Origin of the sequence: Enterobacter cloacae complex sp. IR5412 (assembly GCF_049237385.1) — a bacterium.
GTDB classification, from domain to species: domain Bacteria; phylum Pseudomonadota; class Gammaproteobacteria; order Enterobacterales; family Enterobacteriaceae; genus Enterobacter; species Enterobacter intestinihominis.
Genome location: NZ_JBMKHQ010000003.1, coordinates 72045 through 97005, shown reverse-complemented (window position 1 = coordinate 97005; position 24961 = coordinate 72045). Strand labels below are relative to the sequence as shown.

Annotated in this window: 27 protein-coding genes and 1 other annotated feature; of the genes, 16 read left to right on the top strand and 11 right to left on the bottom strand. The window is 54.6% G+C overall.

Features of this window, described 5'->3' with window-relative positions; all coding sequences use genetic code 11:
- Positions 1-41 precede the first annotated feature (41 nt).
- The 5 genes from ymiC to topA all read right to left on the bottom strand — a co-directional run bounded on the left by ymiC (position 42) and on the right by topA (position 4686).
- Positions 42-140: a small membrane protein YmiC gene (gene ymiC / locus ACOTX2_RS06780; RefSeq protein WP_032103392.1), complete on the bottom strand. Its 99-nt coding sequence runs from the start codon at positions 138-140 to the stop codon at positions 42-44.
- Positions 141-277: 137 nt separating this feature from the next.
- Positions 278-442 carry a hypothetical protein gene (locus tag ACOTX2_RS06775; protein WP_162181317.1) on the bottom strand — a complete coding sequence of 55 codons (165 nt, stop codon included), beginning with the start codon at positions 440-442 and terminating at the stop codon, positions 278-280.
- Positions 443-450: 8 nt separating this feature from the next.
- Positions 451-591: a YmiA family putative membrane protein gene (locus ACOTX2_RS06770; protein ID WP_096168876.1), complete on the bottom strand. Its 141-nt coding sequence runs from the start codon at positions 589-591 to the stop codon at positions 451-453.
- Positions 592-927: 336 nt separating this feature from the next.
- Positions 928-1902 carry an HTH-type transcriptional regulator CysB gene (cysB, locus tag ACOTX2_RS06765; RefSeq protein ID WP_006810844.1) on the bottom strand — a complete coding sequence of 325 codons (975 nt, stop codon included), beginning with the start codon at positions 1900-1902 and terminating at the stop codon, positions 928-930.
- Between the two features lie 186 nt (positions 1903-2088).
- Positions 2089-4686: a type I DNA topoisomerase gene (gene topA / locus ACOTX2_RS06760; protein WP_022648322.1), complete on the bottom strand. Its 2598-nt coding sequence runs from the start codon at positions 4684-4686 to the stop codon at positions 2089-2091.
- 398 nt (positions 4687-5084) lie between these two features.
- Between topA and ACOTX2_RS06755 the strand changes: the two genes are divergently transcribed.
- A complete protein-coding gene (locus ACOTX2_RS06755; protein WP_003856804.1) occupies positions 5085-5336 on the top strand; it encodes a YciN family protein in 252 nt (83 codons plus the stop codon).
- Between the two features lie 35 nt (positions 5337-5371).
- On the opposite strand, the gene sohB is transcribed toward ACOTX2_RS06755, so the two are convergent.
- A complete protein-coding gene (sohB, locus tag ACOTX2_RS06750; RefSeq protein WP_058646438.1) occupies positions 5372-6418 on the bottom strand; it encodes a protease SohB in 1047 nt (348 codons plus the stop codon).
- Between the two features lie 252 nt (positions 6419-6670).
- Between sohB and ACOTX2_RS06745 the strand changes: the two genes are divergently transcribed.
- Both ACOTX2_RS06745 and cobO read left to right on the top strand, forming a co-directional pair.
- Positions 6671-7432 (top strand): YciK family oxidoreductase, encoded by a 762-nt coding sequence (locus tag ACOTX2_RS06745; RefSeq protein ID WP_022648324.1) that lies wholly within the window; start codon positions 6671-6673, stop codon positions 7430-7432.
- Complete coding sequence (cobO, locus tag ACOTX2_RS06740) at positions 7429-8019, top strand: cob(I)yrinic acid a,c-diamide adenosyltransferase (RefSeq protein ID WP_023300262.1); 591 nt, start codon at positions 7429-7431, stop codon at positions 8017-8019. The genes ACOTX2_RS06745 and cobO overlap by 4 nt, the downstream gene beginning before the upstream one ends.
- 35 nt (positions 8020-8054) lie before the next feature.
- Here the strand turns inward: cobO and rluB are convergent, their stop codons facing one another.
- The 3 genes from rluB to rnm form a co-directional block, all read right to left on the bottom strand.
- On the bottom strand, positions 8055-8930 hold the full coding sequence (gene rluB, locus ACOTX2_RS06735) for a 23S rRNA pseudouridine(2605) synthase RluB (protein ID WP_003856794.1): 876 nt from the start codon (positions 8928-8930) through the stop codon (positions 8055-8057).
- Between the two features lie 97 nt (positions 8931-9027).
- Positions 9028-9648: an L-threonylcarbamoyladenylate synthase gene (locus ACOTX2_RS06730; RefSeq protein WP_003856793.1), complete on the bottom strand. Its 621-nt coding sequence runs from the start codon at positions 9646-9648 to the stop codon at positions 9028-9030.
- Positions 9645-10526, bottom strand: a complete 882-nt coding sequence (gene rnm / locus ACOTX2_RS06725; RefSeq protein WP_032622438.1) for an RNase RNM — start codon at positions 10524-10526, stop codon at positions 9645-9647. Before rnm ends, ACOTX2_RS06730 begins: the two co-directional genes overlap by 4 nt.
- Positions 10527-10665: 139 nt before the next feature.
- Here rnm and trpL point away from each other — a divergent pair, with 139 nt between their 5' ends.
- The 8 genes from trpL (at position 10666) to yedF (ending at position 18953) form a co-directional block, all read left to right on the top strand.
- The gene (gene trpL / locus ACOTX2_RS06720) at positions 10666-10710 is read left to right on the top strand and encodes a trp operon leader peptide (protein WP_071524153.1); all 45 of its coding nucleotides are present in this window, start codon (positions 10666-10668) and stop codon (positions 10708-10710) included.
- Positions 10687-10781 (top strand) — a sequence feature (Trp leader region). Its footprint overlaps the gene before it by 24 nt.
- A 23-nt stretch (positions 10782-10804) precedes the next feature.
- A complete protein-coding gene (locus tag ACOTX2_RS06715) occupies positions 10805-12367 on the top strand; it encodes an anthranilate synthase component 1 (protein WP_063147222.1) in 1563 nt (520 codons plus the stop codon).
- On the top strand, positions 12367-13962 hold the full coding sequence (gene trpD, locus ACOTX2_RS06710; protein ID WP_022648332.1) for a bifunctional anthranilate synthase glutamate amidotransferase component TrpG/anthranilate phosphoribosyltransferase TrpD: 1596 nt from the start codon (positions 12367-12369) through the stop codon (positions 13960-13962). Before ACOTX2_RS06715 ends, trpD begins: the two co-directional genes overlap by 1 nt.
- A gap of 3 nt (positions 13963-13965) precedes the next feature.
- The gene (gene trpCF, locus ACOTX2_RS06705) at positions 13966-15324 is read left to right on the top strand and encodes a bifunctional indole-3-glycerol-phosphate synthase TrpC/phosphoribosylanthranilate isomerase TrpF (RefSeq protein ID WP_032624116.1); all 1359 of its coding nucleotides are present in this window, start codon (positions 13966-13968) and stop codon (positions 15322-15324) included.
- Between the two features lie 10 nt (positions 15325-15334).
- A complete protein-coding gene (gene trpB, locus ACOTX2_RS06700; RefSeq protein ID WP_022648334.1) occupies positions 15335-16528 on the top strand; it encodes a tryptophan synthase subunit beta in 1194 nt (397 codons plus the stop codon).
- The gene (gene trpA / locus ACOTX2_RS06695) at positions 16528-17337 is read left to right on the top strand and encodes a tryptophan synthase subunit alpha (RefSeq protein WP_022648335.1); all 810 of its coding nucleotides are present in this window, start codon (positions 16528-16530) and stop codon (positions 17335-17337) included. The genes trpB and trpA overlap by 1 nt, the downstream gene beginning before the upstream one ends.
- A 174-nt stretch (positions 17338-17511) precedes the next feature.
- Complete coding sequence (gene yedE / locus ACOTX2_RS06690) at positions 17512-18723, top strand: selenium metabolism membrane protein YedE/FdhT (RefSeq protein ID WP_063147221.1); 1212 nt, start codon at positions 17512-17514, stop codon at positions 18721-18723.
- Complete coding sequence (gene yedF / locus ACOTX2_RS06685; RefSeq protein ID WP_003856774.1) at positions 18720-18953, top strand: sulfurtransferase-like selenium metabolism protein YedF; 234 nt, start codon at positions 18720-18722, stop codon at positions 18951-18953. Before yedE ends, yedF begins: the two co-directional genes overlap by 4 nt.
- Positions 18954-19239: 286 nt before the next feature.
- On the opposite strand, the gene ompW is transcribed toward yedF, so the two are convergent.
- Positions 19240-19872, bottom strand: a complete 633-nt coding sequence (ompW, locus tag ACOTX2_RS06680) for an outer membrane protein OmpW (RefSeq protein WP_063147220.1) — start codon at positions 19870-19872, stop codon at positions 19240-19242.
- Between the two features lie 282 nt (positions 19873-20154).
- On the opposite strand from ompW, the gene ACOTX2_RS06675 reads away from it, so the two are divergent.
- The 5 genes from ACOTX2_RS06675 to yciA all read left to right on the top strand — a co-directional run bounded on the left by ACOTX2_RS06675 (position 20155) and on the right by yciA (position 24742).
- The gene (locus ACOTX2_RS06675; RefSeq protein ID WP_045621607.1) at positions 20155-20559 is read left to right on the top strand and encodes a YkgJ family cysteine cluster protein; all 405 of its coding nucleotides are present in this window, start codon (positions 20155-20157) and stop codon (positions 20557-20559) included.
- A 25-nt stretch (positions 20560-20584) separates the two neighbouring features.
- Positions 20585-21328: a YciC family protein gene (locus ACOTX2_RS06670; protein ID WP_023300270.1), complete on the top strand. Its 744-nt coding sequence runs from the start codon at positions 20585-20587 to the stop codon at positions 21326-21328.
- Between the two features lie 13 nt (positions 21329-21341).
- Positions 21342-21881, top strand: a complete 540-nt coding sequence (locus ACOTX2_RS06665) for a septation protein A (protein ID WP_003856762.1) — start codon at positions 21342-21344, stop codon at positions 21879-21881.
- A gap of 180 nt (positions 21882-22061) precedes the next feature.
- A complete protein-coding gene (locus ACOTX2_RS06660; RefSeq protein WP_023300271.1) occupies positions 22062-24248 on the top strand; it encodes a TonB-dependent siderophore receptor in 2187 nt (728 codons plus the stop codon).
- Between the two features lie 98 nt (positions 24249-24346).
- A complete protein-coding gene (yciA, locus tag ACOTX2_RS06655) occupies positions 24347-24742 on the top strand; it encodes an acyl-CoA thioester hydrolase YciA (RefSeq protein WP_022648341.1) in 396 nt (131 codons plus the stop codon).
- A gap of 38 nt (positions 24743-24780) precedes the next feature.
- Here yciA and ACOTX2_RS06650 read toward each other — a convergent pair.
- A partial coding sequence (locus ACOTX2_RS06650) for a TonB family protein (RefSeq protein WP_421625893.1) occupies positions 24781-24961 on the bottom strand: 181 nt, incomplete at its 5' end.

Below are 24961 nucleotides of genomic sequence, written 5' to 3'. Positions count from 1 at the left end.
GGGATTAAACAAAAAACCCCGCCGTGGCGAGGTTTTACGATTTAGTGTAAGGCCAGCCAGAGGAGCTGACACCAGAAGAGGATCGACGCTGAGAATACGCCGAGCCATGACCAGTATTTTACGGTTGTCATGTTATTCATCATAGGGACACCAGACTTTAATTATTTAAGGATGCGAGGTCTGCCCTCGTTCTATATTGCTGATGTGTATTTATTAAGGAGTACAAAAGTGCACAGTCTTTATTCAGACTATTTGCATCATTACGCAAAAATCAAAATTATTGTTTTTTGGGTTCGTCTTCTGCGAACACATCAATAAAGGCCTGCTGCTGTGGCGTCAGTTGCCAGGAGGCTGGCACGCTGGTTGCTGGCGCCTTACGCGCTTTGTGAGCATTGTCACGAAGCTGACACATCTCTTTTCTCGCGTCAGTACGCACCGTCATGACCATATTCAACCCCAATATTTCCAGACGAGAAGAGCAACAACCACCCAGAACAGGGCAGAGCCGAGAAAGACCGCCAGCCAGGCTTTACGCTTAAGCGCGGGATCCCTTTGCGGTTCTTCACTTCCTGACGGCATTGCTAACCTCATACAATCGATATCGCTTATCATTTAGAGACCAAACAATTGGCACAAGTAATCATCTGATGAGATAAATCCTAAAGAAACTTTAGCCGAAAAGCCAGTGAATTTACGAATCTGAGCCTGGGAAAATTCAATCTTTTGACCAGAAATAAATAATTGAAAAGAATAATTTGCACACCTGTAAATTAGTTTCTACTTTTGTCGCAAATTTGCGACAGTAAAACCCTATTCATCAAATGGGTTATGACGATATATGACAGTAGGCGCAGATGAGGTTAATTCTAATTTAGATTTAAAGGGGGAAACCGGTATCTTTCCAGAAGAGAAAGATACCGGGTGTAATTATTTGGCAGGAAGTTTGATGTCTTTAAACATCTCTTCGATGTCTTCATTGGAGCGTAACGCCACGGCCGTGTCGACCACGTCACGCGTTAAATGCGGTGCGAAGCGCTGAATAAAATCATACATATAGCTGCGAAGGAACGTGCTGCGACGAAAACCTATCTTGGTGGTGCTGTGGCTGAAGATATCATGCGCGTCCAGACGCACCAGATCCGGGTCTGATACAGGATCCACCGCCATGCTGGCAATAACGCCTACGCCCAGACCCAGACGCACGTACGTTTTAATGACGTCCGCATCCGTTGCAGTGAAGACGATCCGTGGCGTTAATCCGGCGCGGTTAAAGGCGGTGTCTAGCTCAGAACGGCCCGTAAATCCGAACGTATAGGTAACCAGCGGGTATTGCGCCAGCTCTTCGATTGTCACTTCGCCCTTCCCCGCCAGCGGATGATCGGGGGTCACGACAATAGAGCGGTTCCAGTGGTAGCACGGGAGCATGACCAGATCATCGTACAGATGAAGAGCTTCCGTCGCGATGGCAAAATCGGCATTGCCTTTAGACACGGCCTCTGCGATTTGCGTCGGTGAGCCCTGATGCATATGCAGGGAAACGCGGGGATAGCGTTCGATGAAACCTTTGATCACCCCGGGAAGCGCATAACGCGCCTGCGTGTGCGTGGTGGCAATATAAAGGGAGCCTTTATCCGGCCAGGTATGTTCCCCGGCGACGGATTTAATGGCATCGACTTTGGAAAGCACTTCTCGTGCGATGCGAATGATTTCCTGCCCTGCCGGCGTGACCTGAGTCAGGTGCTTACCGCTGCGGGCAAATATCTGAATACCTAATTCATCCTCCAGCATACGCACCTGCTTACTGATGCCAGGCTGCGAGGTATAAAGACCTTCTGCGGTGGAAGAGACATTGAGGTTATGATTGACGACCTCAACGATATAGCGAAGCTGCTGTAATTTCATGCCAGACCATCCGATTTAGCGCATGCGTCAATCGCTTAATACGATTTGATAATAAGAAACGGGTTAACTATAACCACTATATCATTTATAGCCAGGCTGTATAGTACGGAACAAAAAATAATAACAACGTAATAAAAAAGGGCCGGAAGTCCGGCCCTTTCAAAGGTAAGTTACGGTAAGTGAAGATTATTTTTTACCTTCAACCCATTTCCCGTCGACAAAGAAGGCTGACCAACCGGTCGCTTTACCCTCTTTCTCTGCCGCCACGTACTGCTGCTTCGTTTTACGGCTAAAGCGCACCACGGTTTTGTTGCCTTCCGGATCCTGCTGTGGCGCATCGGCCAGGTAACGCAGTTTCTCCGGCAGACGGTCACGGAAGCGGTACAGCTCTTCTACCAGCGGCGCACGGGTTTCGCGCGATTTCGGGAAGGTGTTGGCCGCCAGGAATACCCCGGCAGCGCCGTCACGCAGCACGAAATACGCATCTGACTTCTCGCACGGCAGCTCAGGAAGCGGAACCGGATCTTCCTTCGGCGGTGCAACTTCACCGTTACGCAGGATCTTACGCGTGTTTTTACAGTCGTCGTTGGTACATGCCATGTACTTACCGAAGCGTCCCATTTTCAGGTGCATTTCGGAACCACATTTCTCACACTCAACGATCGGACCGTCATAGCCCTTAATGCGGAACTCACCTTCTTCGATCTCATAACCGTCGCAGGTTGGGTTATTACCGCAAACGTGCAGTTTACGTTTTGGATCGATCAGGTAGCTGTCCATCGCCGTGCCGCATTTCTTACAGCGGCGCTTGGCGCGCAGTGCGTTGGTCTCCGCATCGTCACCTTCCAGCACGTTGAGAACTTCGTTCTCCGGCACGAGGTTGATGGTGGTTTTGCAACGCTCTTTCGGCGACAGCGCATAACCAGAACAGCCGAGGAACACGCCCGTGGTTGCGGTACGGATCCCCATTTTACGGCCACAGGTTGGGCAGTCGATGCTGGTCAGTACCATCTGGTTAGGCAGCATGCCGCCTTCTTCAGGATCTTTCTCAGCTTTCTCAAGCTGGTTGGTAAAATCGCTGAAGAAGCTGTCGAGAACTTTCTTCCACTCGGCCTTATGGCTGGCAACCTCATCGAGACTGTCCTCCATCTGCGCGGTGAAGTCATAGTTCATCAACTCACGGAAGTTAGCTTCCAGACGGTCGGTAACAATCTCACCCATTTTTTCAGCATAGAAACGACGGTTCTCAACGCGAACGTATCCACGATCCTGAATGGTCGAAATGATTGACGCATAGGTAGACGGGCGACCGATGCCGCGTTTTTCCAGCTCTTTTACCAGCGACGCTTCGCTGAAACGCGCAGGCGGCTTGGTGAAGTGCTGGGCCGGTACCAGATCAACCAGCGACAGCTCGTCGCCTTTGTTGACGGAAGGCAGCGTTCTGTCTTCATCACCTTTACGCAGCGCAGGCATCACTTTTGTCCAGCCGTCGAAACGCAGGATGCGGCCGCGCGCTTTCAGGCGGAAATCACCCGCGCCAACGGTCAGCGTAGTGGAGTCGTATTTCGCTGGCGTCATCTGGCAGGCCACGAACTGGCGCCAGATCAGCTGATACAGCTTCTGGGCGTCCGCTTCCATATCTTTAAGAGATTCCGCCAGAACGGAAACGTCAGAAGGACGGATCGCTTCGTGCGCTTCCTGAGAATTCTCTTTGCTGGCGTACTGATTAGGGCTGTCCGGCAGGTATTTCTTACCGAAGTTGTCCTCGATATAGCCACGCACCATGCTGACAGCGTCCTGGCTCAGGTTGGTGGAGTCAGTACGCATGTAGGTGATGTAACCCGCTTCATACAAACGCTGGGCCATCATCATGGTTTTCTTCACGCCGTAACCCAGACGCGTACTTGCCGCCTGCTGAAGCGTTGACGTGATAAACGGTGCGCCAGGCTTGCTGCTGGTCGGTTTGTCTTCACGATCCAGCACCTGATAACGCGCTTTTTCCAGCAGCGCTACGGCGGCCATGGTCTGATCGCGATTTTCAGGACGGAACGGTTTGTCGTTGTGGTGGCTCACCTGCAACGGCAGCGCATCGCCGCCCGGCGTGGTGACATTCGCATCCACTTCCCAGAACTCTTCCGGGACAAACGCTTTGATCTCGCGTTCACGTTCGACAACAAGACGAACAGCCACAGACTGTACACGTCCCGCAGACAGGCCGCGAGCGACCTTTTTCCACAGCAACGGCGAAACCATGTAGCCTACAACGCGGTCCATAAAGCGACGCGCCTGCTGAGCGTTAACACGGTCGATATTCAGTTCACCCGGCTTTTCAAACGCCTGACGAATCGCATTCTTTGTAATTTCGTTAAACACTACACGGCTGTAGCGTTTGTCATCCCCCCCAATCACTTCCCGCAGGTGCCATGCGATGGCCTCCCCTTCGCGGTCAAGGTCGGTTGCGAGATAAATGTGGTCTGCTTTTTCAGCAAGCTGTTTCAGCTCGTTAACGACTTTTTCTTTGCCTGGCAGCACTTCGTATTGTGCATCCCAGTTGTGCCATGGGTTAACACCCATGCGGTTGACAAGCGCGCTACGTTCATCCTTTTTAGGCTTTTTAGCCCCTTTGGTGGAGGTAGAGTCTGCGCTCTTTTTGCTGGCTGAGCCACTTGTCGGCAAATCGCGAATGTGACCAACGCTGGACTTAACCACGTAGTCATTGCCCAGATATTTATTGATCGTTTTGGCTTTTGCCGGGGACTCAACGATGACGAGAGCTTTACCCATATTCACCTTTACCTAATTTAATTCTTCCAGGAATACGCCGCACGTTGATTTCCCTTCCGCTGACGACGAGCCATTGATATTGCGACGTCGTCAGGGGATATCAACCCCTTTGTCTTACCGAACGTCAGTATGGCGACATCCAGGTCATTGAGTTTTCGGGTATTTTTCTCACATCAAAGTTCATTCGTGACGAATTCCCGGTCGAATGTCAAGCAATTCTGTTGCCAGAATGACGAAAGCGCACACTGTACCTGATAAAATTCGTTACGCAACTTTATTAGCATGCAAAAGCAAATCCCGCCAGCCAGCCCCTGTTCCTTATACCCGCGATTAGCAGGGAAAATTTGCCCCCGAAGCGACCCAGGCGTAGACTATTGTCACTGTTTAAGGAGTGGAATATGCAGAATACGACCCAACCCATTGACCGAGCTTCACTGCTTATCGAAGCAAACAAACTCATTCGCGACCATGAAGACACCCTGGCGGGTATCGAAGCGACTGGCGTGGAACAACGTAATGGCGTGCTGGTGTTCAGCGGTGAATACTTCCTTGATGAACAAGGGTTACCAACCCCGAAAAGCACCGCCGTGTTTAACATGTTTAAATACCTGGCGCATACCCTCTCAGAGAAGTACCACCTGGTCGATTAAAACGAAAACGCGAGGCATCTGCCTCGCGTTTTTCTTTACAGCAGCGGCTTTTGTCCGCGCTGCAACCAGCGTAGCAGCAGGCGATCCGCGCTTTCTGCCGCACTATTGGTAAAACGGTCGATCAAGCGCTTACGTCGGGTGAAGCGCACCCCCACCAGCTCACGGCCTTCCATCAGGTTGAGCAGGAGGTCGTCGCTGGTACCCACTTCATCCACCAGCCCTTTATCCTGCGCCTGCGTGCCGTACCAGTGTTCGCCCGTAGCCACCTGCTCAATGTCCAGCGTTGGGCGCATGCGGTGCACGAAATCCTTGAACAGATGGTGGGTTTCGTTCAGATCTTCCCGGAACTTCTGCCGTCCCTCTTCGGTATTTTCGCCGAGCAGCGTTAGCGTACGTTTGTACTGACCCGCCGTATGCAATTCGATGTCGATCTCTTTATTTTTCAGGAAACGATTGAAGTTAGGGATCTGCGCAACCACCCCAATCGAGCCGATAATGGAGAACGGTGCTGCGACGATTTTATCCGCCACGCACGCCATCATATAGCCGCCACTCGCCGCGACCTTATCTACCGCCACGGTGAGCGGGATCTGTTTATCCCGCAGACGTTGTAACTGCGAAGCCGCCAGTCCATATCCATGCACTACGCCGCCCGGGCTTTCAAGGCGTACCACCACCTGATCCTGGGCTGTCGCCACGGCCAGCACCGCGGTCACTTCCTCACGCAGAGAGGAGACTTCATGCGCATCCATGCTACCTTTAAAATCGAGCACATAGACGCGCGGTTTTGCGTCAGCCTGTGGCGTGGCGAGCTTAGCTTTCGCCTTCGCGGCTTTGGCGTCCTGCTTATGTTTTTTCTTCTGGGCTTTTAGCCACAGCTTCTGTTGATGATCGTCAAGCAGCGCCAGAGACATCTCTTCCCGCATCTCTTTATACTGCTCGCTCAGGCGGGTAATGCGTAACTCACCACGCTGACGCTTACGCTGCGTCAGGTTGACAATCAGGACGGCAATCACCGCGACAGCAATAACCACCGTAGCGATTTTGGCCAAAAACAACCCATACTGAGAAAGTAATTCCACGCGTTCCACCTTGATTTAACCACGAATCTTTCACGCCAGTGTACAACAGCCCTGCGCAGGCGTCTCGCTCTGGACATTAGCTCTGCGAGGCGGCTTCAGGAATCCCCCGTTTCTGGTTTAAATCTTTGCAAATTGTTAATTTCCCAGCGTTCTGTCCTGTAGACTGATTGAATTCTGACGCGGTTTCGGGCATAAAGCCGAAAAGTCATAAATAAAGGTGCAAGTCACGCCCAATGCGCCTGAGGAGCCACCGTGCATTATCAGCCACAAAAAAACCTTCTACAGAACCGCATCATTCTGGTTACCGGTGCCAGCGACGGGATTGGTCGCGAAGCGGCGCTGACTTATTCTGAATACGGTGCGAGCCTTATTCTGCTGGGACGTAATGAAGAAAAGCTCAAAGCCGTTGCCCGTGAAATCGAAAACGCCGGCGGTACCCCCACGCCCTGGTATACGCTCGATCTGCTGACCTGTACGTCAGCGTCATGTCAGGCCCTTGCCCAGCGCATTAGTACGCATTATTCGCGTCTGGACGGCGTACTGCACAACGCGGGGTTACTGGGCGAAGTGCGCCCGATGGATGAACAGGATCCGGAGATTTGGCAGCAGGTGATGCAGGTTAACGTCAACGGGACGTTTTTCCTGACCCAGGCCTTGCTTCCTTTATTACTTAACTCAGATTCCGGTTCGCTGGTGTTTACCTCCTCCAGCGTGGGGCGTCAGGGTCGTGCGAACTGGGGGGCTTACGCCGCCTCAAAATTTGCCACCGAAGGAATGATGCAGGTGCTGGCCGAAGAGTATCAAAACCGCCATCTGCGGGTTAACTGTATTAACCCTGGCGGTACGCGCACTAAAATGCGTGCCAGCGCGTTCCCGACAGAAGATCCGCAAAAGCTTAAAACCCCGGCCGATATTATGCCTCTTTACCTGTGGCTAATGGGTGACGACAGCCGTCGTAAAACCGGAATGACATTCGATGCTCAGCCAGGCCGCAAACCGGGGATATCGCAATGAGTGAAGACCGTCATCAGCAGCGCCAGCAGCGTCTGAAAGAACAGGTTGATGCACGTGTGGCAGCCGCCCAGGACGAACGCGGGATCCTCATCGTGTTCACCGGCAACGGCAAAGGCAAAACCACCGCCGCATTCGGTACCGCCACCCGCGCAGTCGGGCACGGTCAGAAAGTGGGCGTGATCCAGTTTATCAAGGGTGAATGGCCCAACGGCGAGCGTAATCTGCTCGAACCGCATGGCGTTGAGTTTCAGGTGATGGCGACCGGTTTTACCTGGGATACCCAGAACCGGGAAACAGATACCGCAGCCTGCCTCGCCGTCTGGGAGCATGCCAAAAGAATGCTCTCTGACCCGTCGCTGAACATGGTGTTGCTGGATGAGATCACGTATATGGTGGCCTATGACTACCTGCCGCTGGAAGCCGTGCTGGAGGCCCTCAGGAACCGCCCTGCACACCAGACGGCGATCGTCACGGGGCGCGGGTGTCATCGGGACATTCTGGAGCTGGCCGACACCATCAGCGAGCTGCGTCCGGTTAAGCATGCGTTCGATGCGGGTATCAAAGCGCAAATAGGGATTGATTACTGAAGAAAAAAGCCCGGTATATTCACCGGGCTTTTAGATTAACCGTTGTTATTACGGCTGCCAGAGCGGCGATTGCTGCTAACCTGGCTGTGACGTTTAACCGCACGGCGGATCTGGTTCGCCTTCATACGACGACGATCTTTCTCTACCGCCACTTTCGATGTGGTTTCTGGCGTAAGGCCAACCAGATCGCGCAGGTAGTTGGTTTGAGTCAGATCCAGCTCGGTATAGCCGCCACGTGGCAGGCCTTTCGGCAGCAGGATGTCGCCATAGCGGACACGAATCAAACGGCTTACCTGGACACCGACCGCTTCCCACAGACGACGCACCTCGCGGTTACGTCCCTCTGTCAGGGTAACGTTGTACCACTGGTTAATGCCTTCACCACCGGTAAACTTGATGGTTTTGAACGCCGCTGGGCCGTCTTCCAGCTGAACGCCACGCGACAGATCGCGCAGTTTGTTCTCATCAACCTGGCCGAAAACACGAACGGCGTATTCACGCTCCACTTCACGACTCGGGTGCATCAGGCGGTTTGCCAGTTCACCATCGGTGGTGAACAGCAGCAGGCCACAGGTATTCACGTCCAGACGCCCTACGGCAATCCAGCGGGCGCCACGCAGTTTTGGCAGACGGTCGAACACCGTCGGGCGGCCTTCCGGATCGTTGCGGGTACACAGTTCGCCTTCCGGCTTGTAGTAAGCCAGCACTCGGCAGATCTGTTCAGCGGACTCTTTCACGGAGATAAGATGGCCGTCAATGCGGATCTTCAGCCCCGGTACGATTTCAACGCGGTCACCGAGTGTGGCGATTTTACCGTCCACACTCACGCGACCTGCTTCAATAATGGCTTCGATTTCACGGCGCGAACCGTGGCCGGCACGCGCCAGCACTTTCTGTAACTTCTCGCTCATTGAGCTTCCTCAGGTGTCGCCTTCACAGGCGTCGAATCAGGTCAAAAACAGGGCAACGCCCTGCTTTGATGGCCGCGTAGTATATCTGCTTACACCCTTACAAGAAAGGCTTAACATCGCCCACGCCTTCACGAATCACTTCTGGCGCGTCTTCGGTGAGATCCACCACGGTGGTCGGTTGCTGGCCTAGATAGCCGCCATGAATAATCAGCTCCACCACTTTCTCCAGACGATCTTTGATCTCTTCCGGGTCGGACTCGGTAAACTCACTGCCCGGCAGCATCAGCGAGGTAGACAGCATCGGCTCGCCGAGGGTTTCCAGCAGCGCCTGGGCAATCGGGTTCGACGGCACGCGCATGCCGATGGTTTTACGTTTTTCCTGCAACAGACGACGCGGCACCTCTTTTGTCCCTTTCAGAATGAAGGTGTAGTTTCCCGGCGTGTTGTTTTTGATCAGGCGAAAGGCCACGTTGTCGACATACGCATAGGTCGACAGCTCAGAGAGATCGCGACACATTAGGGTGAAGTTGTGGCCGTCCGGCAGCTGGCGGATGCGACAGATGCGCTCCATCGCCCCTTTATCCTCGATTTTACAGCCCAGCGCGTAGCCAGAATCGGTTGGGTAGACAATAACGCCACCTTTACGGACGATTTCCACAGCCTGATTAATCAGACGTGGCTGTGGGTTATCCGGATGGATATAGAAAAACTGACTCATACTTCCCTCTCTTCAATTTGCTGTGGCTGTTCCCAAAGCTGCCAGACGGGCTCAACGCCAGCGGGTAACCAGAGCTTGCGCCCCAGTTCAATCCACGCGCAGGGCTGATGGAAATCTGAACCCTGTGACCCAAGCAGGCCAAACTGACGGGCGTAGGTCGCGAGCTGCGAACGCTCATTGGGTGCCTGCTGACACTGGGCAACTTCCATCGCCTCACCGCCGGATTCGGCAAAGTGGGCCAGCAACCTTTTCAGCCATTTAGCAGAAAGATTATACCGCCCCGGATGGGCCAATACGGCCTTACCACCAGAATGATGAATCACATCAATAGCTTGTTTTATTGTACACCACTGGGGAGGAACGTATCCGGTTTTCCCGCGAGCCAGATACTTTTTAAACACATTCGCCATGGTCGTCGCTTTACCGGCGTCAACCAGAAAACGGGCGAAATGGCCGCGCGTGACCGCCCCACCGTTCGCCAGCTTGCGCGCGCCTTCCAGCGCACCGGGGATATGCGCCTTCTCAAGACGTTCGCCTATCAACTCCGCGCGTTGATTGCGTCGTGCTTTTTGTTCTTGCAAAAATGCGCACATTGCCGGATGTTCTGTATCAATATTCAGGCCAACGATATGAATTTCGTGGTTTTCCCAGAGCGTGGAGATCTCGACCCCGGGCACCAGATTTAGCGCCAGCCCGCTTCGGGCAATCTCGGCGCGCGCGGCGGGGATGGCGTCTGTTGTGTCGTGATCGGTTATTGCCAGCGTGCCGACACGCATTTCAACGGCGCGATGGACCAGGGCTTCGGGCGTCAGCAGGCCATCTGAAGCCTGCGTATGGCTGTGTAAATCATAAATTACGGCGTAGGTGGTATCGCTCAAAGCACTTCCCATAACAGTCTGGAGACATCCGAAGCACCTATGATACCGACTTACCGCGAAATACTGAAATCAGGGGTTGACAACACGCCATCGAACTAGTTAACTAGTACGCAAGTTCACACGAGAAAGGTATCTGAAAATGACAGCACATTTCGCTCTGCACGGTTGGTGGCGTACTTCCTGATCTTCGGGCAGTGTCACGCGTCTGCGAAAAGCAAACAGATACCCGGCCCGCTCCCAAGCGGGCTTTTTTTTGAACAGAATATGAGAATAACAACATGCAAACAGCCAAACCCCACCTCGAACTGCTGACCTGCGAGGCGGCCTATCGCCATAACCCTACCGCGCTCTTTCATCAGGTGTGCGGTGCACGTCCTGCGACGCTGCTGCTGGAATCTGCTGATATCGACAGCAAGGACGATCTCAAAAGCCTGTTGCTGGTTGACAGCGCGCTGCGCATTACCGCATCGGGTGACACTGTCACTATTAAGGCGTTATCCGAGAATGGCGCGTCGCTGCTGCCGCTGCTGGATGCGGCTCTGCCTTCAGGCATTGAAAATGAGCGTCATCCGGACCTGCGAATTCTGCATTTCCCGCCGGTAAGCCAGTTGCTGGATGAAGATGCCCGCCTCTGCTCACTCTCCGTTTTCGACGCCTTCCGCCTGCTGCAAAATCTGGTCATTGTGCCGGAAGATGAGCGCGAAGCAATGTTCTTTGGCGGGCTGTTTGCTTACGACCTGGTTGCTGGCTTTGAAGATTTACCGGAAACCGAGCAGGGTAACCGCTGCCCGGACTACTGCTTCTACTTGGCCGAAACCCTGCTGGTGATCGACCATCAGAAAAAATACACCCGCATTCAGGCTAGCCTGTTCACGCCATCTGTGTTTGAGAAAAATCGCCTCGCGCAGCGCATCGGCCAACTGCAACAGCAGATGTCAGAAGCACCGCCCGCGCTCCCGGTGCAGCGTGTTGAAAAGATGACCTGCGAGGTGAGTCAGACCGACGATCAGTACGGCGCGGTGGTGCGTCAGATGCAAAAAGCGATTCGTGCCGGGGAGATTTTCCAGGTGGTGCCGTCCCGTCGCTTTTCACTGCCCTGCCCGTCGCCGCTGGCGGCTTACGATGTGCTGAAAAAGAGCAACCCAAGCCCGTACATGTTCTTTATGCAGGACAATGATTTCACTCTGTTCGGCGCGTCACCGGAAAGCTCCCTAAAGTACGACGCCACCAGCCGCCAGATTGAGATCTACCCGATAGCGGGAACCCGTCCACGCGGCCGTCGTGCCGATGGCTCCCTGGACCGCGATCTCGACAGCCGCATCGAACTGGAAATGCGTACCGACCACAAAGAGCTCTCCGAACACCTGATGCTGGTTGACCTGGCACGTAACGACCTGGCGCGTATTTGTACGCCGGGCAGCCGCTATGTGGCAGACCTGACCAAAGTCGACCGCTACTCCTTCGTCATGCATCTGGTATCCCGCGTGGTGGGTGAGCTGCGCCACGACCTCGACGTCCTGCACGCCTACCGCGCCTGCATGAACATGGGCACGTTGAGCGGCGCGCCGAAAGTCCGCGCCATGCAGCTGATTGCCGAAGCTGAAGGCCGCCGTCGCGGCAGCTACGGTGGCGCGGTGGGCTATTTCACCGCTCACGGTGACCTCGATACCTGCATCGTGATTCGCTCCGCCTACGTTGAGGACGGCATTGCTACCGTCCAGGCCGGGGCCGGGATTGTGCTGGATTCTGTTCCGCAGTCGGAAGCCGACGAAACCCGCAGTAAAGCGCGCGCGGTACTGCGCGCCATTGCTACCGCACACCATGCACAGGAGATTTTCTGATGGCTGACATTCTGCTGCTCGATAATATCGACTCCTTTACCTACAACCTGGCAGATCAGCTGCGTGCGAATGGGCACAACGTCGTTATCTATCGCAACCACGTTCCGGCCCAGACGCTGATTGACCGTCTGGCGACCATGCAAAACCCGGTGCTGATGCTCTCCCCGGGGCCAGGCGCACCGAGCGAAGCGGGCTGTATGCCTGAGCTGTTGACCCGTATGCGCGGCAAGCTGCCGATTATCGGCATCTGCCTCGGCCACCAGGCGATTGTCGAAGCCTACGGTGGTTACGTGGGTCAGGCGGGGGAGATCCTGCATGGTAAAGCGTCAAGCATTGAACATGACGGTCAGGCGATGTTTGCCGGTCTGCCGAACCCGCTTCCGGTGGCGCGTTACCACTCACTGGTCGGCAGCAATATTCCGGCCGGGCTGACGATTAACGCCTCGTTTGAAGGGATGGTGATGGCGGTGCGTCACGATGCGGATCGCGTCTGCGGGATGCAGTTCCACCCGGAATCTATCCTGACGTCTAACGGCGCGCGCCTGCTGGAGCAAACGCTCAACTGGGCGTTGCAAAAGCTGGAGCAGACCAACACCCTGCAACCGATTCTGGAAAAACTGTATCAGGCCCAGACCCTGAGCCAGCAGGAGAGCCACCAGCTTTTCTCCGCCGTAGTGCGCGGCGAGCTGAAGCCTGAGCAGCTGGCCGCTGCGCTGGTGAGCATGAAAGTGCGCGGCGAAAGCCCGCAGGAGATCGCCGGTGCGGCAACCGCGCTGCTGGAAAATGCTGCCCCGTTCCCGCGCCCGGACTATCCGTTTGCCGATATCGTTGGGACCGGTGGCGACGGCAGCAACAGCATCAATATTTCGACCGCCAGCGCCTTTGTGGCGGCGGCATGCGGACTGAAAGTGGCGAAGCACGGCAACCGCAGCGTGTCCAGCCGTTCCGGATCGTCCGACCTGCTGGCGGCTTTCGGTATCAATCTGGACATGAACGCCGAGCGTTCCCGTGAAGCGCTGGATGACCTGGGCGTCTGTTTCCTGTTTGCGCCGAAGTATCACACCGGTTTCCGCCACGCTATGCCCGTTCGCCAGCAGCTTAAAACCCGGACGCTGTTTAATGTGCTCGGTCCACTCATTAACCCGGCGCACCCGCCGCTGGCGCTGATTGGCGTTTACAGTCCGGAGCTGGTCCTGCCGATTGCGGAGACGCTGCGCGTCCTCGGTTACCAACGCGCCGCCGTGGTACACAGCGGCGGGATGGATGAAGTTTCCCTGCATGCGCCCACGCTGGTGGCCGAACTGAATAACGGCGAAGTGCTGAACTATCAGCTTGAGGCCGCTGATTTCGGGTTGACCCCGTACCATCAGGACGCCCTGGCGGGCGGCACGCCGGAAGAAAACCGTGACATTCTCACGCGCTTATTACAAGGTAAAGGTGAGGCCGCCCATGAGGCCGCCGTGGCGGCCAACGTAGCCATGCTGATGCGTTTACATGGCGAGGAAGATCTGAAAGCCAACGCCCAAAAAGTTCTGGACGTACTGCGCTCCGGTGCAGCTTACGATCGCGTTACCGCACTTGCGGCAAGAGGGTAAATAATGCAGACCGTTTTAGCGAAAATCGTCGCCGATAAGGCCATCTGGGTGGAAGCCCGTAAGCAACAGCAGCCGCTCGCCAGTTTTCAGAATGACGTCGTTCCGAGCAGCCGTCGTTTCTATGATGCCCTCCAGGGCGCGCGTACCGCGTTTATTCTGGAGTGTAAAAAAGCGTCTCCGTCCAAAGGCGTGATCCGTGACGATTTCGACCCGGCGCGTATTGCCGGTATCTACAAGCATCATGCGTCTGCCATTTCTGTGCTGACGGATGAGAAATATTTCCAGGGCAGCTTCGATTTTCTGCCCGTAGTCAGCGGCATCGCGCCGCAGCCGATTCTGTGCAAAGACTTTATTATCGACCCGTATCAGATCTGGCTGGCGCGCTTTTACCAGGCCGATGCCTGCCTGCTGATGCTCTCCGTGCTGGATGACGAACAGTATCGCCAGCTCTCCGCCGTCGCGCACAGCCTGAATATGGGCGTGCTTACCGAAGTGAGCAACGAAGAGGAGCTGGAGCGCGCCATCGCGCTGGAAGCCAAAGTGGTCGGCATTAACAACCGCGACCTGCGCGACCTGTCGATTGACCTCAACCGTACGCGCCAGCTTGCGCCGCGTCTGGGTGCGGGCGTCACGGTGATCAGCGAATCCGGAATCAACAGCTACGCTCAGGTGCGCGAACTCAGCCACTTTGCCAACGGTTTCCTGATCGGTTCCGCGATGATGGAACACGACGATCTTAATGCGGCCGTGCGCCGCGTGCTGCTGGGTGAGAACAAAGTTTGCGGCCTGACCCGTGAACAGGATGCGCAGGCGGCGTATGAGGCGGGCGCAATCTATGGTGGTCTGATCTTTGTTGAGTCCTCTCCTCGCGCCGTTAATGAAGAACAGGCGCGCAAGGTGATTGCGGCTGCGCCACTGAGCTACGTGGGCGTGTTCCGCAATGCGGATATTAACGACGTTGCGGCGAAAGCGGACGCGTTATCCCTGAGCGCGGTTCAGCTACATGGCGATGAAGATCAGACATACATCGATGCTCTGCGACATGTTCTGGCACCTCAGGTTCAGATCTGGAAAGCGCAAAGCGTTGGCGCCATCCTGCCCGCGCGTAACCTTACGCATGTTGATAAATACGTGCTCGACAACGGCCAGGGCGGCACGGGGCAGCGTTTCGACTGGTCACTGCTGCGTGGCGAAGTGCTGGACAATGTCCTGCTGGCGGGGGGATTAAGCCCCGATAACTGTGTGGAAGCAGCCAAAACCGGCTGCGCCGGCCTCGATTTCAATTCAGGCGTAGAGTCCCAACCGGGCATAAAAGACGCCAGCAAGCTGGCATCGGTATTTAAAACTCTGCGTGCATATTAAGGAAGAGAAGATGACGACATTACTTAACCCGTATTTTGGTGAGTTTGGTGGGATGTACGTCCCACAAATCCTGATGCCCGCGCTGCGCCAGCTGGAAGAAGCGTTCGTGAGCGCGCAGAAAGATCCGGCGTTTCAGGCGGAGTTTACTGACCTGCTGAAAAACTACGCCGGTCGTCCGACGGCACTGACCAAATGCCGCAACCTGACCGAAGGCACCAGAACCACGCTCTACCTTAAACGTGAAGATCTGCTGCACGGCGGCGCGCATAAAACTAATCAGGTGCTTGGCCAGGCTCTGCTCGCCAAACGTATGGGTAAAACCGAAATTATCGCCGAAACCGGCGCGGGCCAGCACGGCGTGGCCTCTGCCCTCGCCAGCGCCCTGCTCGGCCTGAAGTGCCGCATCTATATGGGGGCGAAAGACGTTGAACGCCAGTCGCCTAACGTGTTCCGTATGCGTCTGATGGGGGCGGAAGTGATCCCTGTGCACAGCGGTTCTGCCACGCTGAAAGATGCCTGTAATGAAGCGCTGCGCGACTGGTCTGGCAGCTACGAAACCGCCCACTACATGCTCGGTACCGCGGCAGGCCCGCACCCGTTCCCGACCATCGTGCGTGAATTCCAGCGCATGATCGGTGAAGAGACTAAAGCGCAGATCCTCGAAAAAGAGGGTCGCCTGCCGGATGCGGTGATCGCCTGCGTTGGCGGCGGATCTAACGCCATCGGCATGTTTGCCGATTTTATCGACGAAACCAGCGTTGGGCTGATTGGCGTTGAGCCTGCCGGCCACGGCATTGAAACGGGCGAGCACGGTGCGCCGCTGAAGCATGGTCGCGTGGGGATCTATTTCGGCATGAAGGCCCCGATGATGCAGACCGATGAAGGTCAGATTGAGGAGTCTTACTCAATTTCAGCCGGGCTGGATTTCCCGTCCGTAGGGCCGCAGCACGCGTTCCTCAACAGCACCGGCCGCGCGGATTATGTCTCCATCACTGATGACGAGGCGCTGGAGGCCTTCAAAACGCTGTGTCGCAATGAAGGGATCATCCCGGCGCTTGAGTCTTCCCACGCGCTGGCACACGCGCTGAAAATGATGAAGGAAAACCCGGAAAAAGAGCAACTGCTGGTGGTAAACCTTTCCGGTCGCGGTGACAAAGATATTTTCACCGTTCACGATATTCTGAAAGCACGAGGGGAAATCTGATGGAACGCTACGACAACGCATTTGCACAACTGAAAGCCCGCCAGGAAGGCGCTTTCGTTCCCTTCGTGACGCTGGGCGACCCCGGTCCGGAGCTGTCGCTGAAGATTATCGATACCCTGATTGACGCTGGTGCCGACGCGCTGGAGTTGGGGATTCCGTTCTCCGATCCGCTGGCGGATGGCCCGACCATCCAGAACGCGACGCTTCGCGCGTTTGCTGCGGGCGTGACGCCGGGCCAGTGCTTCGAAATGCTGGCGGCGATTCGCCAGAAGCACCCGACCATTCCGATCGGCCTGCTGATGTACGCCAACCTGGTGTTCAGCCGCGGTATTGATGCGTTTTACGCAGAGTGCGCCCGCGTGGGCGTTGACTCCGTGCTGGTGGCTGACGTGCCCGTTGAAGAGTCTGCGCCGTTCCGTCAGGCGGCGATGCGCCACAACGTCGCGCCGATTTTCATCTGTCCACCGAATGCCGATGACGATCTGTTGCGCCAGATTGCCTCTTACGGACGGGGTTACACCTACCTGCTCTCCCGTGCGGGCGTCACCGGTGCGGAAAACAAAGCCGCGCTTCCGCTGCATCATCTGGTGGAGAAGCTGGCAGAATACCATGCTGCACCGCCGCTTCAGGGCTTTGGGATTTCCTCTCCGGATCAGGTTACTGCGGCGATTGACGCGAAAGCCGCCGGGGCCATTTCCGGTTCGGCTATCGTGAAAATCATCGAGAAGAATGTGGATAAGCCAGAGCAGATGCTGGCTGAGTTACACGCATTCGTCACATCCATGAAAGCGGCCACACACAAGGCGTAACCGTTAACACCGTCTGGCCCCGGCGTCAGGCGGTTTTCCCTTATCTCTTCCTGAAAGAAGCAGGTCAAAATTGATCCTGTCGATATTTTCGGTGTGAATGACTTTTCAAACTTTCGCGTAAGCGTATGATCTGGGCTCTTTTTAGCGTTACCCTTCTGAGTTCAGAGGTTATTCATGTCCTGGCATTCCTTCAAACAGACTTACCTGGTTAAGTTCTGGTCACCTGTTCCGGCCGTTATCGCGGCAGGCATTCTCTCTACCTATTATTTCGGTATTACCGGCACCTTCTGGGCTGTTACGGGCGAGTTTACCCGCTGGGGTGGGCAGCTATTACAGCTGGCAGGCGTTCATGCCGAAGAGTGGGGTTACTTCAAACTGATCCATCTTGAGGGCTCACCGCTGACCCGCATCGACGGAATGATGATCATTGGCATGTTTGGCGGATGTTTTGCGGCCGCGCTGTGGGCCAACAACGTTAAGTTGCGCATGCCGAAAAGCCGCATCCGCATTATGCAGGCCGTGGTCGGCGGTATCATTGCCGGGTTTGGCGCCCGCCTGGCGATGGGCTGTAATCTGGCCGCGTTCTTTACCGGTATTCCGCAGTTCTCGCTGCATGCCTGGTTCTTTGCCGTCGCCACCGCCATAGGCTCATATTTCGGTGCAAAGTTCACCCTGCTGCCACTGTTCCGCATTCCGGTGAAAATGACGAAAGTTAGCGCTGCATCTCCGTTAACGCAAAAAACCGATCAGGCGCGTCGTCGCTTCCGCCTCGGTATGCTGGTCTTTTTTGCTATGGTTGCCTGGGCGATTTGCACGGCGATGAATCAGCCCAAACTCGGTCTGGCCATGCTGTTCGGCGTCGGCTTTGGTCTGCTGATTGAACGCGCGCAGATCTGCTTTACCTCCGCGTTTCGCGATATGTGGATCACCGGACGTACCATGATGGCGAAAGCCATTATTGCCGGGATGGCCGTGAGCGCGATCGGGATCTTTAGCTATGTTCAGCTCGGCGTTGAGCCGAAAATCATGTGGGCCGGTCCTAATGCGGTCATTGGCGGGCTGCTGTTTGGTTTTGGCATCGTGCTGGCGGGCGGGTGTGAAACTGGCTGGATGTATCGCGCCGTGGAAGGCCAGGTGCATTACTGGTGGGTTGGTCTGGGTAACGTGATTGGCTCAACCCTCCTGGCGTACTACTGGGATGACGTCTCTCCAGTACTGGCAACCAACTGGGACAAGGTCAATTTGCTGAATACCTTTGGTCCACTCGGGGGGCTCATGGTGACCTACGCCCTGCTGCTTATCTCCTTCTTACTGGTTATTGCGCAAGAAAAGCGCTTCTTCCGGCGTGCCACCGTCAAAACTGAAACTCAGGAGAATGCCGCATGAAAGAGATCGTGCCTGATTATCGTCTCGATATGGTGGGTGAACCCTGCCCTTACCCGGCCGTTGCCACGCTTGAGGCGTTACCGCAGCTTAAGAAAGGTGAAATTCTGGAAGTGGTGAGCGATTGCCCCCAGTCGATCAATAACATTCCGCTTGATGCCAAAAATCACGGCTATACCGTGCTGGATATCCAGCAGGACGGACCAACGATTCGTTATTTAATTCAGAAGTGATTTCACGATCGAAAAAGGCCTCTCAGAGGCCTTATCTAGTTTACTGGCTTTGGCCACCGTCGTCGTCTGAGTTTCGGCAGGCATGAATGAGTGGTGAGACGTGTTCCGCAAACGGAACAGATAGCACCGTGAGGTAGGCTATGTGCTGGGCTGAACGTCGTGAACTGAAACTGTTTACCTGCACAAACCGGACACTCAAATTTAATGTTGGGGATATCCCCTCCAGCCAGGTATGTGGAACAACCACCATACAGCAATCCCCGGCTGACCGGGGATATATCTTCTGTCAGAAACGATAACCTGCTGAGAACATAAATACCCATGGATCCAGACGGGTACTGATACTCTGCTGCTCACCGCCAGCTTTAAAGCGCACGTCTGTATCAATGTCCATATACCAGACCGAGGCGTTGATCAGCCAGTCACGGTTAATCAGATAATCCAGACCAACCTGCCCCGCCATGCCCCACGAGTCTTTCAGGCTGAGATCGGATAGCCCAGCCTCTTTACCGGTATCGTTAAATTTCTCTTCAAAGAAGGTGGTGTAGTTAACGCCTGCACCAATATAAGGGCGTAACTTGCTGCTGGAATCGCCGAAGTACCACTGCGCCATCAGGGTTGGTGGTAAATGGTGCACCGTAGCAATGTCCCCGGTCGGCCCTAAACCGACGCGGTGACGGAATGGCGTGGCGGCCAGAAGCTCAACGCCAATGTTATCCGTAGCCATATACGTGAATGTCAGGCCTAACTGGGTGTTATTGCTGACGCTAAACCCGCCCATACCCAGTACATTGTCGGAACCTTCCGTTGGACGCACCGTTGCCGAACCGGCACGAATAAAGAATTCACCTGCTTCATGTGCGTACGCGCCGCCAGAGAGACTGCTTAAGATAAGGGCTGCCACCGCTAATTTTTTCATATCCGCTCCATCGTTGTGGTTTTAATTGCGGAGGAGAATATACTCACAAATGAGTAATAAGTGATCTAACACAGATCACATTAAAACCAGTAAGTTAACATTCATTGATCTAGGTTAATTTTTGGTGACGCCTCATAAAGCAATAAGTTGTTACCGCGTCAATTTTTGGCATTTCATAGTTAAAAAATTTTCTGTTTTTCCTCTCTTGCGCTTCCTGTAGCGGCTGGATAATTTATCGCTCTCACAATCTGATTTGATGCGTTCTACTTTTGCAGGTGTGCCATGAGTGATCATAACCCGTGCATGACGTGCGGAGCCTGTTGTGCGTATTTTCGAGTCTCTTTCTACTGGGCTGAAGCCAGCGATGGCGGCGGCACCGTTCCGGTTGATCTCACTGAACCCTTGACCCCTTTCCTGCGTTGCATGCGCGGCACCAACCAAAAACAGAGCCGCTGTGTGGCACTGCAAGGTGAACCTGGGGTATCCACCCGCTGTTCCATTTACGCGGATCGCCCCAGCCCGTGTCGCACTTTCGCGATGTCGGGAGTGGATGGGCAGGTCAATGAGGCATGCAATCGCGCCCGCGCCCGCTATGGATTACCGCCGCTTTACAAAGATATGCTTTTCCATACAAGCCTTGATGCTGCCACCAGCGTGTTATCCGGTGTACAATTGCCGGCTAATTAACACCTGCAATACTCAAGGAGAGTGCATGTCTATCACGGCGAAGTCTGTCTACCGTGACACGGGAAATTTTTTCCGCAATCAGTTCGTTACTTTTTTACTGATCGCGTTGTTGTGCGCCTTTATTACGGTGGTGCTGGGTCATGCGTTCTCACCCAGTGATGAACAGATTGCCTCGCTGAGCCAGGGGGATCATCTTGCAGGCAGCGCAGGGTTATTTGACCTTGTGCAGAATATGACGCCAGAGCAACAGCAAATCTTGCTGCGTGCATCTGCGGCATCTACCTTCTCGGGGCTGATCGGCAACGCCATTCTGGCGGGTGGCGTGTTGCTGATGATCCAGCTGGTGTCTGCCGGCCAACGCGTCAGCGCGTTACGTGCCATCGGGGCCAGTGCTCCGGTGCTGCCGAAACTGTTTATCCTCATCTTCCTGACCACGCTGCTGGTCCAGATGGGGATAATGTTGGTTGTCGTTCCGGGCGTGCTGCTGGCTATCGTGCTTTCATTTGCGCCAGTAATGGTTGTGCAGGACAAAATGGGTATTTTCACCGCCATGCGCAGCAGCATAAGGCTCGCGTGGGCGAATATGCGTCTGGTCGCCCCGGCCGTTATCAGCTGGTTGCTGGCCAAGACTCTACTGTTGCTGTTTGCGCCGAATTTTGCGGTATTAACGCCAAACGTCGGCGCGGTTGTCGCCAATACGCTGAGCAATCTGATTTCAGCTGTACTGCTGGTCTATTTGTTCCGCCTGTACATGTTAATTCGTCAGTAACCGGGATCGCAGAATGAAGCAGTTTCTTGATTTTTTACCGCTGATCGTATTTTTCGCTTTTTATAAGCTGTACGACATCTATGCCGGCACGCTGGCGCTGATTGTGGCAACGGCTGTGGTGCTGATTTACAGCTGGGTTCGCTATCGCAAAGTTGAAAAGATGGCGCTCATCACTTTCCTGATGGTGGCGGTGTTTGGTGGTCTGACGTTGTTCTTCCACAATGATGAATTTATCAAATGGAAGGTCACAGTGATTTACGGCCTGTTTGCGGGCGCGCTGCTCATCAGCCAGTGGGTGATGAAGAAGCCGCTGATTCAGCGCATGCTGGGGAAAGAACTGACGCTGCCGCAGGCTGTGTGGGGGCGTCTGAATATCGCCTGGGCGCTATTTTTTATTCTGTGTGGTCTGGCGAATATCTATATCGCATTCTGGCTGCCGCAGAATATCTGGGTCAACTTCAAGGTGTTTGGCCTGACGGCGCTGACCCTTATCTTCACCCTACTCAGCGGCGTTTATATTTATCGCCACATGCCGCAGGATGACAAGCACTGATCCTTCTGGCCAGATCGTCACGCGGTCTGGCCTCTTTTCCCGCCTTCCCTTTTCTCCACAACCTTCCTGCGAAAATGTCTGAATCATGAAGATTTTATGGAGATTGCTGTCGCTTTATTGTAATGAGAATCACTATCATTAATATTCTTCATCGCATTTTTAACAAATGGAAATGAGTTGATGAATAACATAATAAGATTTGCCCCGGCTACACTTACGCTCGCCATTCTTTCAACGCTATACCAGAGCGCGCACGCAGCGGAAGATCCTCTCGCCGATGGTGAAACAATGGTCGTTCAGGCAACCGCTGAAGAGGCCCTAAAGCAACAGCCGGGGGTTTCCATCATCACGGCAAAGGACATAGAAAAGGATCCACCGGTTAACGATCTTTCGGAAATTATTCGCAAAATGCCCGGGGTTAACCTCACCGGAAACAGCGCGACAGGCAGTCGTGGTAACAACCGTCAGATCGACATCCGCGGTATGGGGCCAGAGAACACGCTGATTCTGATTGACGGTGTGCCGGTGACGTCACGTAACTCGGTGCGCTACAGCTGGCGCGGGGAGCGCGACACCCGCGGGGACACCAACTGGGTTCCGCCAGAGATGGTTGAGCGTATTGAAGTGCTCCGGGGACCAGCTGCCGCCCGCTATGGTTCGGGGGCTGCCGGCGGCGTCGTCAACATCATTACCAAACGCCCGTCCAACGACTGGCACGGCTCCCTCTCCCTGTACACTAACCAGCCTGAAAATGATAAAGAGGGGGCGACGAAACGCGCTAATTTTGATCTGAGCGGCCCCCTCGCGGGCGATGCGTTAACGATGCGCCTGTACGGGAACATCAACAAAACCGACGCAGATGCTCAGGACATCAACACCGCGCAAAACGGCTCTTACGCCGCCGGGCGAGAGGGCGTACGTAACAAGGACATTAATGCCCTGCTCTCCTGGAAACTCACGCCACAGCAGATTATCGATTTCGACTACAGCTACAGCCGCCAGGGCAATATCTACGCGGGTGATACTCAATACAGCAACAGCAACGTCAGCCCTGACGGTCTGGTGTCGTCTCTGTATGGACACGAAACCAACCGAATGTACCGCCAGTCTTATGGCATTACGCACAACGGCATCTGGGACTGGGGTCAGTCAAAGTTCGGGGTTTATTATGAAAAGACCAACAACACCCGACTGGAAGAAGGCTCTACGGGCAAAGTTGAAGGGATGATCAATAGCGATAAATACGATACCAGCCGGCTGGAGTCATACCGTTCAACGGGTGAACTGAACATTCCTTTCTTCTGGCTGGTCGAACAGACGCTAACCGTGGGTGCAGAATGGAACCGTGATGAACTGAACGATCCGGCCTCAATGCAGTCGACAAATGTGTCGGGAGAAGTGATTAACGGCGTTCCCGGCACGGCTTCTGAGCGCAACAGCAAAAACAGCGCTGACCTCACCGGCATCTATCTTGAGGACAATATTGAAGCGCGTCAGGGCACCAACCTGATCCCAGGGCTCCGCTTTGATTATCACAATCAATTTGGCAGCAACTGGAGTCCGAGCCTGAACCTCTCTCAGGATTTGGGTGACATGTTCAAGGTTAAAGCGGGTATCGCTCGGGTATTTAAAGCGCCAAACTTGTATCAATCCAGCGAAGGCTATCTGCTTTCCACCCGCGGCAATGGCTGCCCGAATAACGTTTCCGAAGGAAGCTGTTATCTGTTAGGTAACCCGGATCTGGATCCGGAAATCAGCGTGAACAAAGAGATCGGCCTGGCCTTTGCCCTGGAAGGCTACGAGGCTGGAATTACCTGGTTCCGCAATGATTACAAAAACAAGATCGTTTCAGGAACGGACGTGCTGGGGCAGACAAGCAGCGACGCAAATATCCTGCAATGGGAGAACGGCGGTAAGGCCGTTGTTGAAGGTCTGGAAGGCAACCTCACCGTCCCTGTTATTCGCGACACGCTAACCTGGCGTACTAATGCGACGTATATGATTCAGTCTGAAAGTAAAGACACCGGTAATCCGCTGTCGATTATCCCCAAATATACCGTCAACACCATGCTGGACTGGGAGGTTAACAGCAAGCTTTCAGCCAACGTAAGCTGGACGATGTACGGCCGCCAGAAGCCCAGAGAAAACGCTGAAATCCGCAAAGAGGAAAATGCGATGTCCAACAGAGAGATCGGCGCGTATTCCATCGTGGGTATCGGCAGTAACTATCAGCTGACCAAAAACCTGCGCCTGAATGCCGGCATCAGCAACCTCTTTGACAAGCAGATTTACCGTGAAAATGACGGTGCATCTACCTATAACGAACCGGGCCGCGCCTATTACGCTGGCGTAACCATGTCCTTCTGACCTTCAGGCGCCCGCGCTGCGGGCGCTAACCCTATTCTCTCCAGCCAGAAATCATAGTAGCATCCCGCCTGAAGTCTTCAGTTACGAGTTTAAAAACAATGACAACAAATGACGCCCCACAGGGCGAACTGGTTTTACGCACACTGGCAATGCCTGCGGATACGAATGCCAATGGCGATATTTTTGGCGGCTGGTTAATGTCGCAGATGGATATGGGCGGTGCAATCCTGGCAAAAGAGATTGCACACGGGCGCGTGGTAACCGTCCGGGTCGATGGCATGACCTTCCTGCGCCCCGTCGCGGTGGGGGACGTGGTGTGCTGTTACGCACGCTGCGTAAAACGCGGCAATACGTCTATCTCCATTAACATTGAAGTATGGGTGAAAAAAGTCTCTTCTGAACCGATTGGTCAGCGCTATAAGGCGACGGAGGCCCTGTTCATCTACGTGGCAGTGGATAGCGACGGTAAGCCCCGCCAGCTCCCACGGAGCTGATCCTCAGGTAAAAAAAAGCCTCCTTGCGGAGGCTTCTTTTATTCCATCTGTGCCCCGCCGTTCAGGCGGAAGACAATGTTCACAATCAACCCATTGCCGGGTTTACCGGCTTCATAGCGCCACCTGCGCATGGCCGATTTAACTTCACGTTCAAACATATTCGCCGGCTGTGCGGACAGGATTTCCACGTTATCGACACGTCCATCGGCCGTAACGTCG

What these genes read in the sequence shown, in the direction of transcription:
- ymiC (WP_032103392.1), bottom strand. Translation starts at nt 140, where the DNA reads ATGAATAACATGACAACCGTAAAATACTGGTCATGGCTCGGCGTATTC.
- ACOTX2_RS06775 (WP_162181317.1), bottom strand. Translation starts at nt 442, where the DNA reads ATGACGGTGCGTACTGACGCGAGAAAAGAGATGTGTCAGCTTCGTGAC.
- ACOTX2_RS06770 (WP_096168876.1), bottom strand. Translation starts at nt 591, where the DNA reads ATGAGGTTAGCAATGCCGTCAGGAAGTGAAGAACCGCAAAGGGATCCC.
- cysB (WP_006810844.1), bottom strand. Translation starts at nt 1,902, where the DNA reads ATGAAATTACAGCAGCTTCGCTATATCGTTGAGGTCGTCAATCATAAC.
- topA (WP_022648322.1), bottom strand. Translation starts at nt 4,686, where the DNA reads ATGGGTAAAGCTCTCGTCATCGTTGAGTCCCCGGCAAAAGCCAAAACG.
- ACOTX2_RS06755 (WP_003856804.1), top strand. Translation starts at nt 5,085, where the DNA reads ATGCAGAATACGACCCAACCCATTGACCGAGCTTCACTGCTTATCGAA.
- cobO (WP_023300262.1), top strand. Translation starts at nt 7,429, where the DNA reads ATGAGTGAAGACCGTCATCAGCAGCGCCAGCAGCGTCTGAAAGAACAG.
- rluB (WP_003856794.1), bottom strand. Translation starts at nt 8,930, where the DNA reads ATGAGCGAGAAGTTACAGAAAGTGCTGGCGCGTGCCGGCCACGGTTCG.
- ACOTX2_RS06730 (WP_003856793.1), bottom strand. Translation starts at nt 9,648, where the DNA reads ATGAGTCAGTTTTTCTATATCCATCCGGATAACCCACAGCCACGTCTG.
- ACOTX2_RS06715 (WP_063147222.1), top strand. Translation starts at nt 10,805, where the DNA reads ATGCAAACAGCCAAACCCCACCTCGAACTGCTGACCTGCGAGGCGGCC.
- trpD (WP_022648332.1), top strand. Translation starts at nt 12,367, where the DNA reads ATGGCTGACATTCTGCTGCTCGATAATATCGACTCCTTTACCTACAAC.
- trpCF (WP_032624116.1), top strand. Translation starts at nt 13,966, where the DNA reads ATGCAGACCGTTTTAGCGAAAATCGTCGCCGATAAGGCCATCTGGGTG.
- trpB (WP_022648334.1), top strand. Translation starts at nt 15,335, where the DNA reads ATGACGACATTACTTAACCCGTATTTTGGTGAGTTTGGTGGGATGTAC.
- trpA (WP_022648335.1), top strand. Translation starts at nt 16,528, where the DNA reads ATGGAACGCTACGACAACGCATTTGCACAACTGAAAGCCCGCCAGGAA.
- yedE (WP_063147221.1), top strand. Translation starts at nt 17,512, where the DNA reads ATGTCCTGGCATTCCTTCAAACAGACTTACCTGGTTAAGTTCTGGTCA.
- yedF (WP_003856774.1), top strand. Translation starts at nt 18,720, where the DNA reads ATGAAAGAGATCGTGCCTGATTATCGTCTCGATATGGTGGGTGAACCC.
- ompW (WP_063147220.1), bottom strand. Translation starts at nt 19,872, where the DNA reads ATGAAAAAATTAGCGGTGGCAGCCCTTATCTTAAGCAGTCTCTCTGGC.
- ACOTX2_RS06675 (WP_045621607.1), top strand. Translation starts at nt 20,155, where the DNA reads ATGAGTGATCATAACCCGTGCATGACGTGCGGAGCCTGTTGTGCGTAT.
- ACOTX2_RS06670 (WP_023300270.1), top strand. Translation starts at nt 20,585, where the DNA reads ATGTCTATCACGGCGAAGTCTGTCTACCGTGACACGGGAAATTTTTTC.
- ACOTX2_RS06665 (WP_003856762.1), top strand. Translation starts at nt 21,342, where the DNA reads ATGAAGCAGTTTCTTGATTTTTTACCGCTGATCGTATTTTTCGCTTTT.
- ACOTX2_RS06660 (WP_023300271.1), top strand. Translation starts at nt 22,062, where the DNA reads ATGAATAACATAATAAGATTTGCCCCGGCTACACTTACGCTCGCCATT.
- yciA (WP_022648341.1), top strand. Translation starts at nt 24,347, where the DNA reads ATGACAACAAATGACGCCCCACAGGGCGAACTGGTTTTACGCACACTG.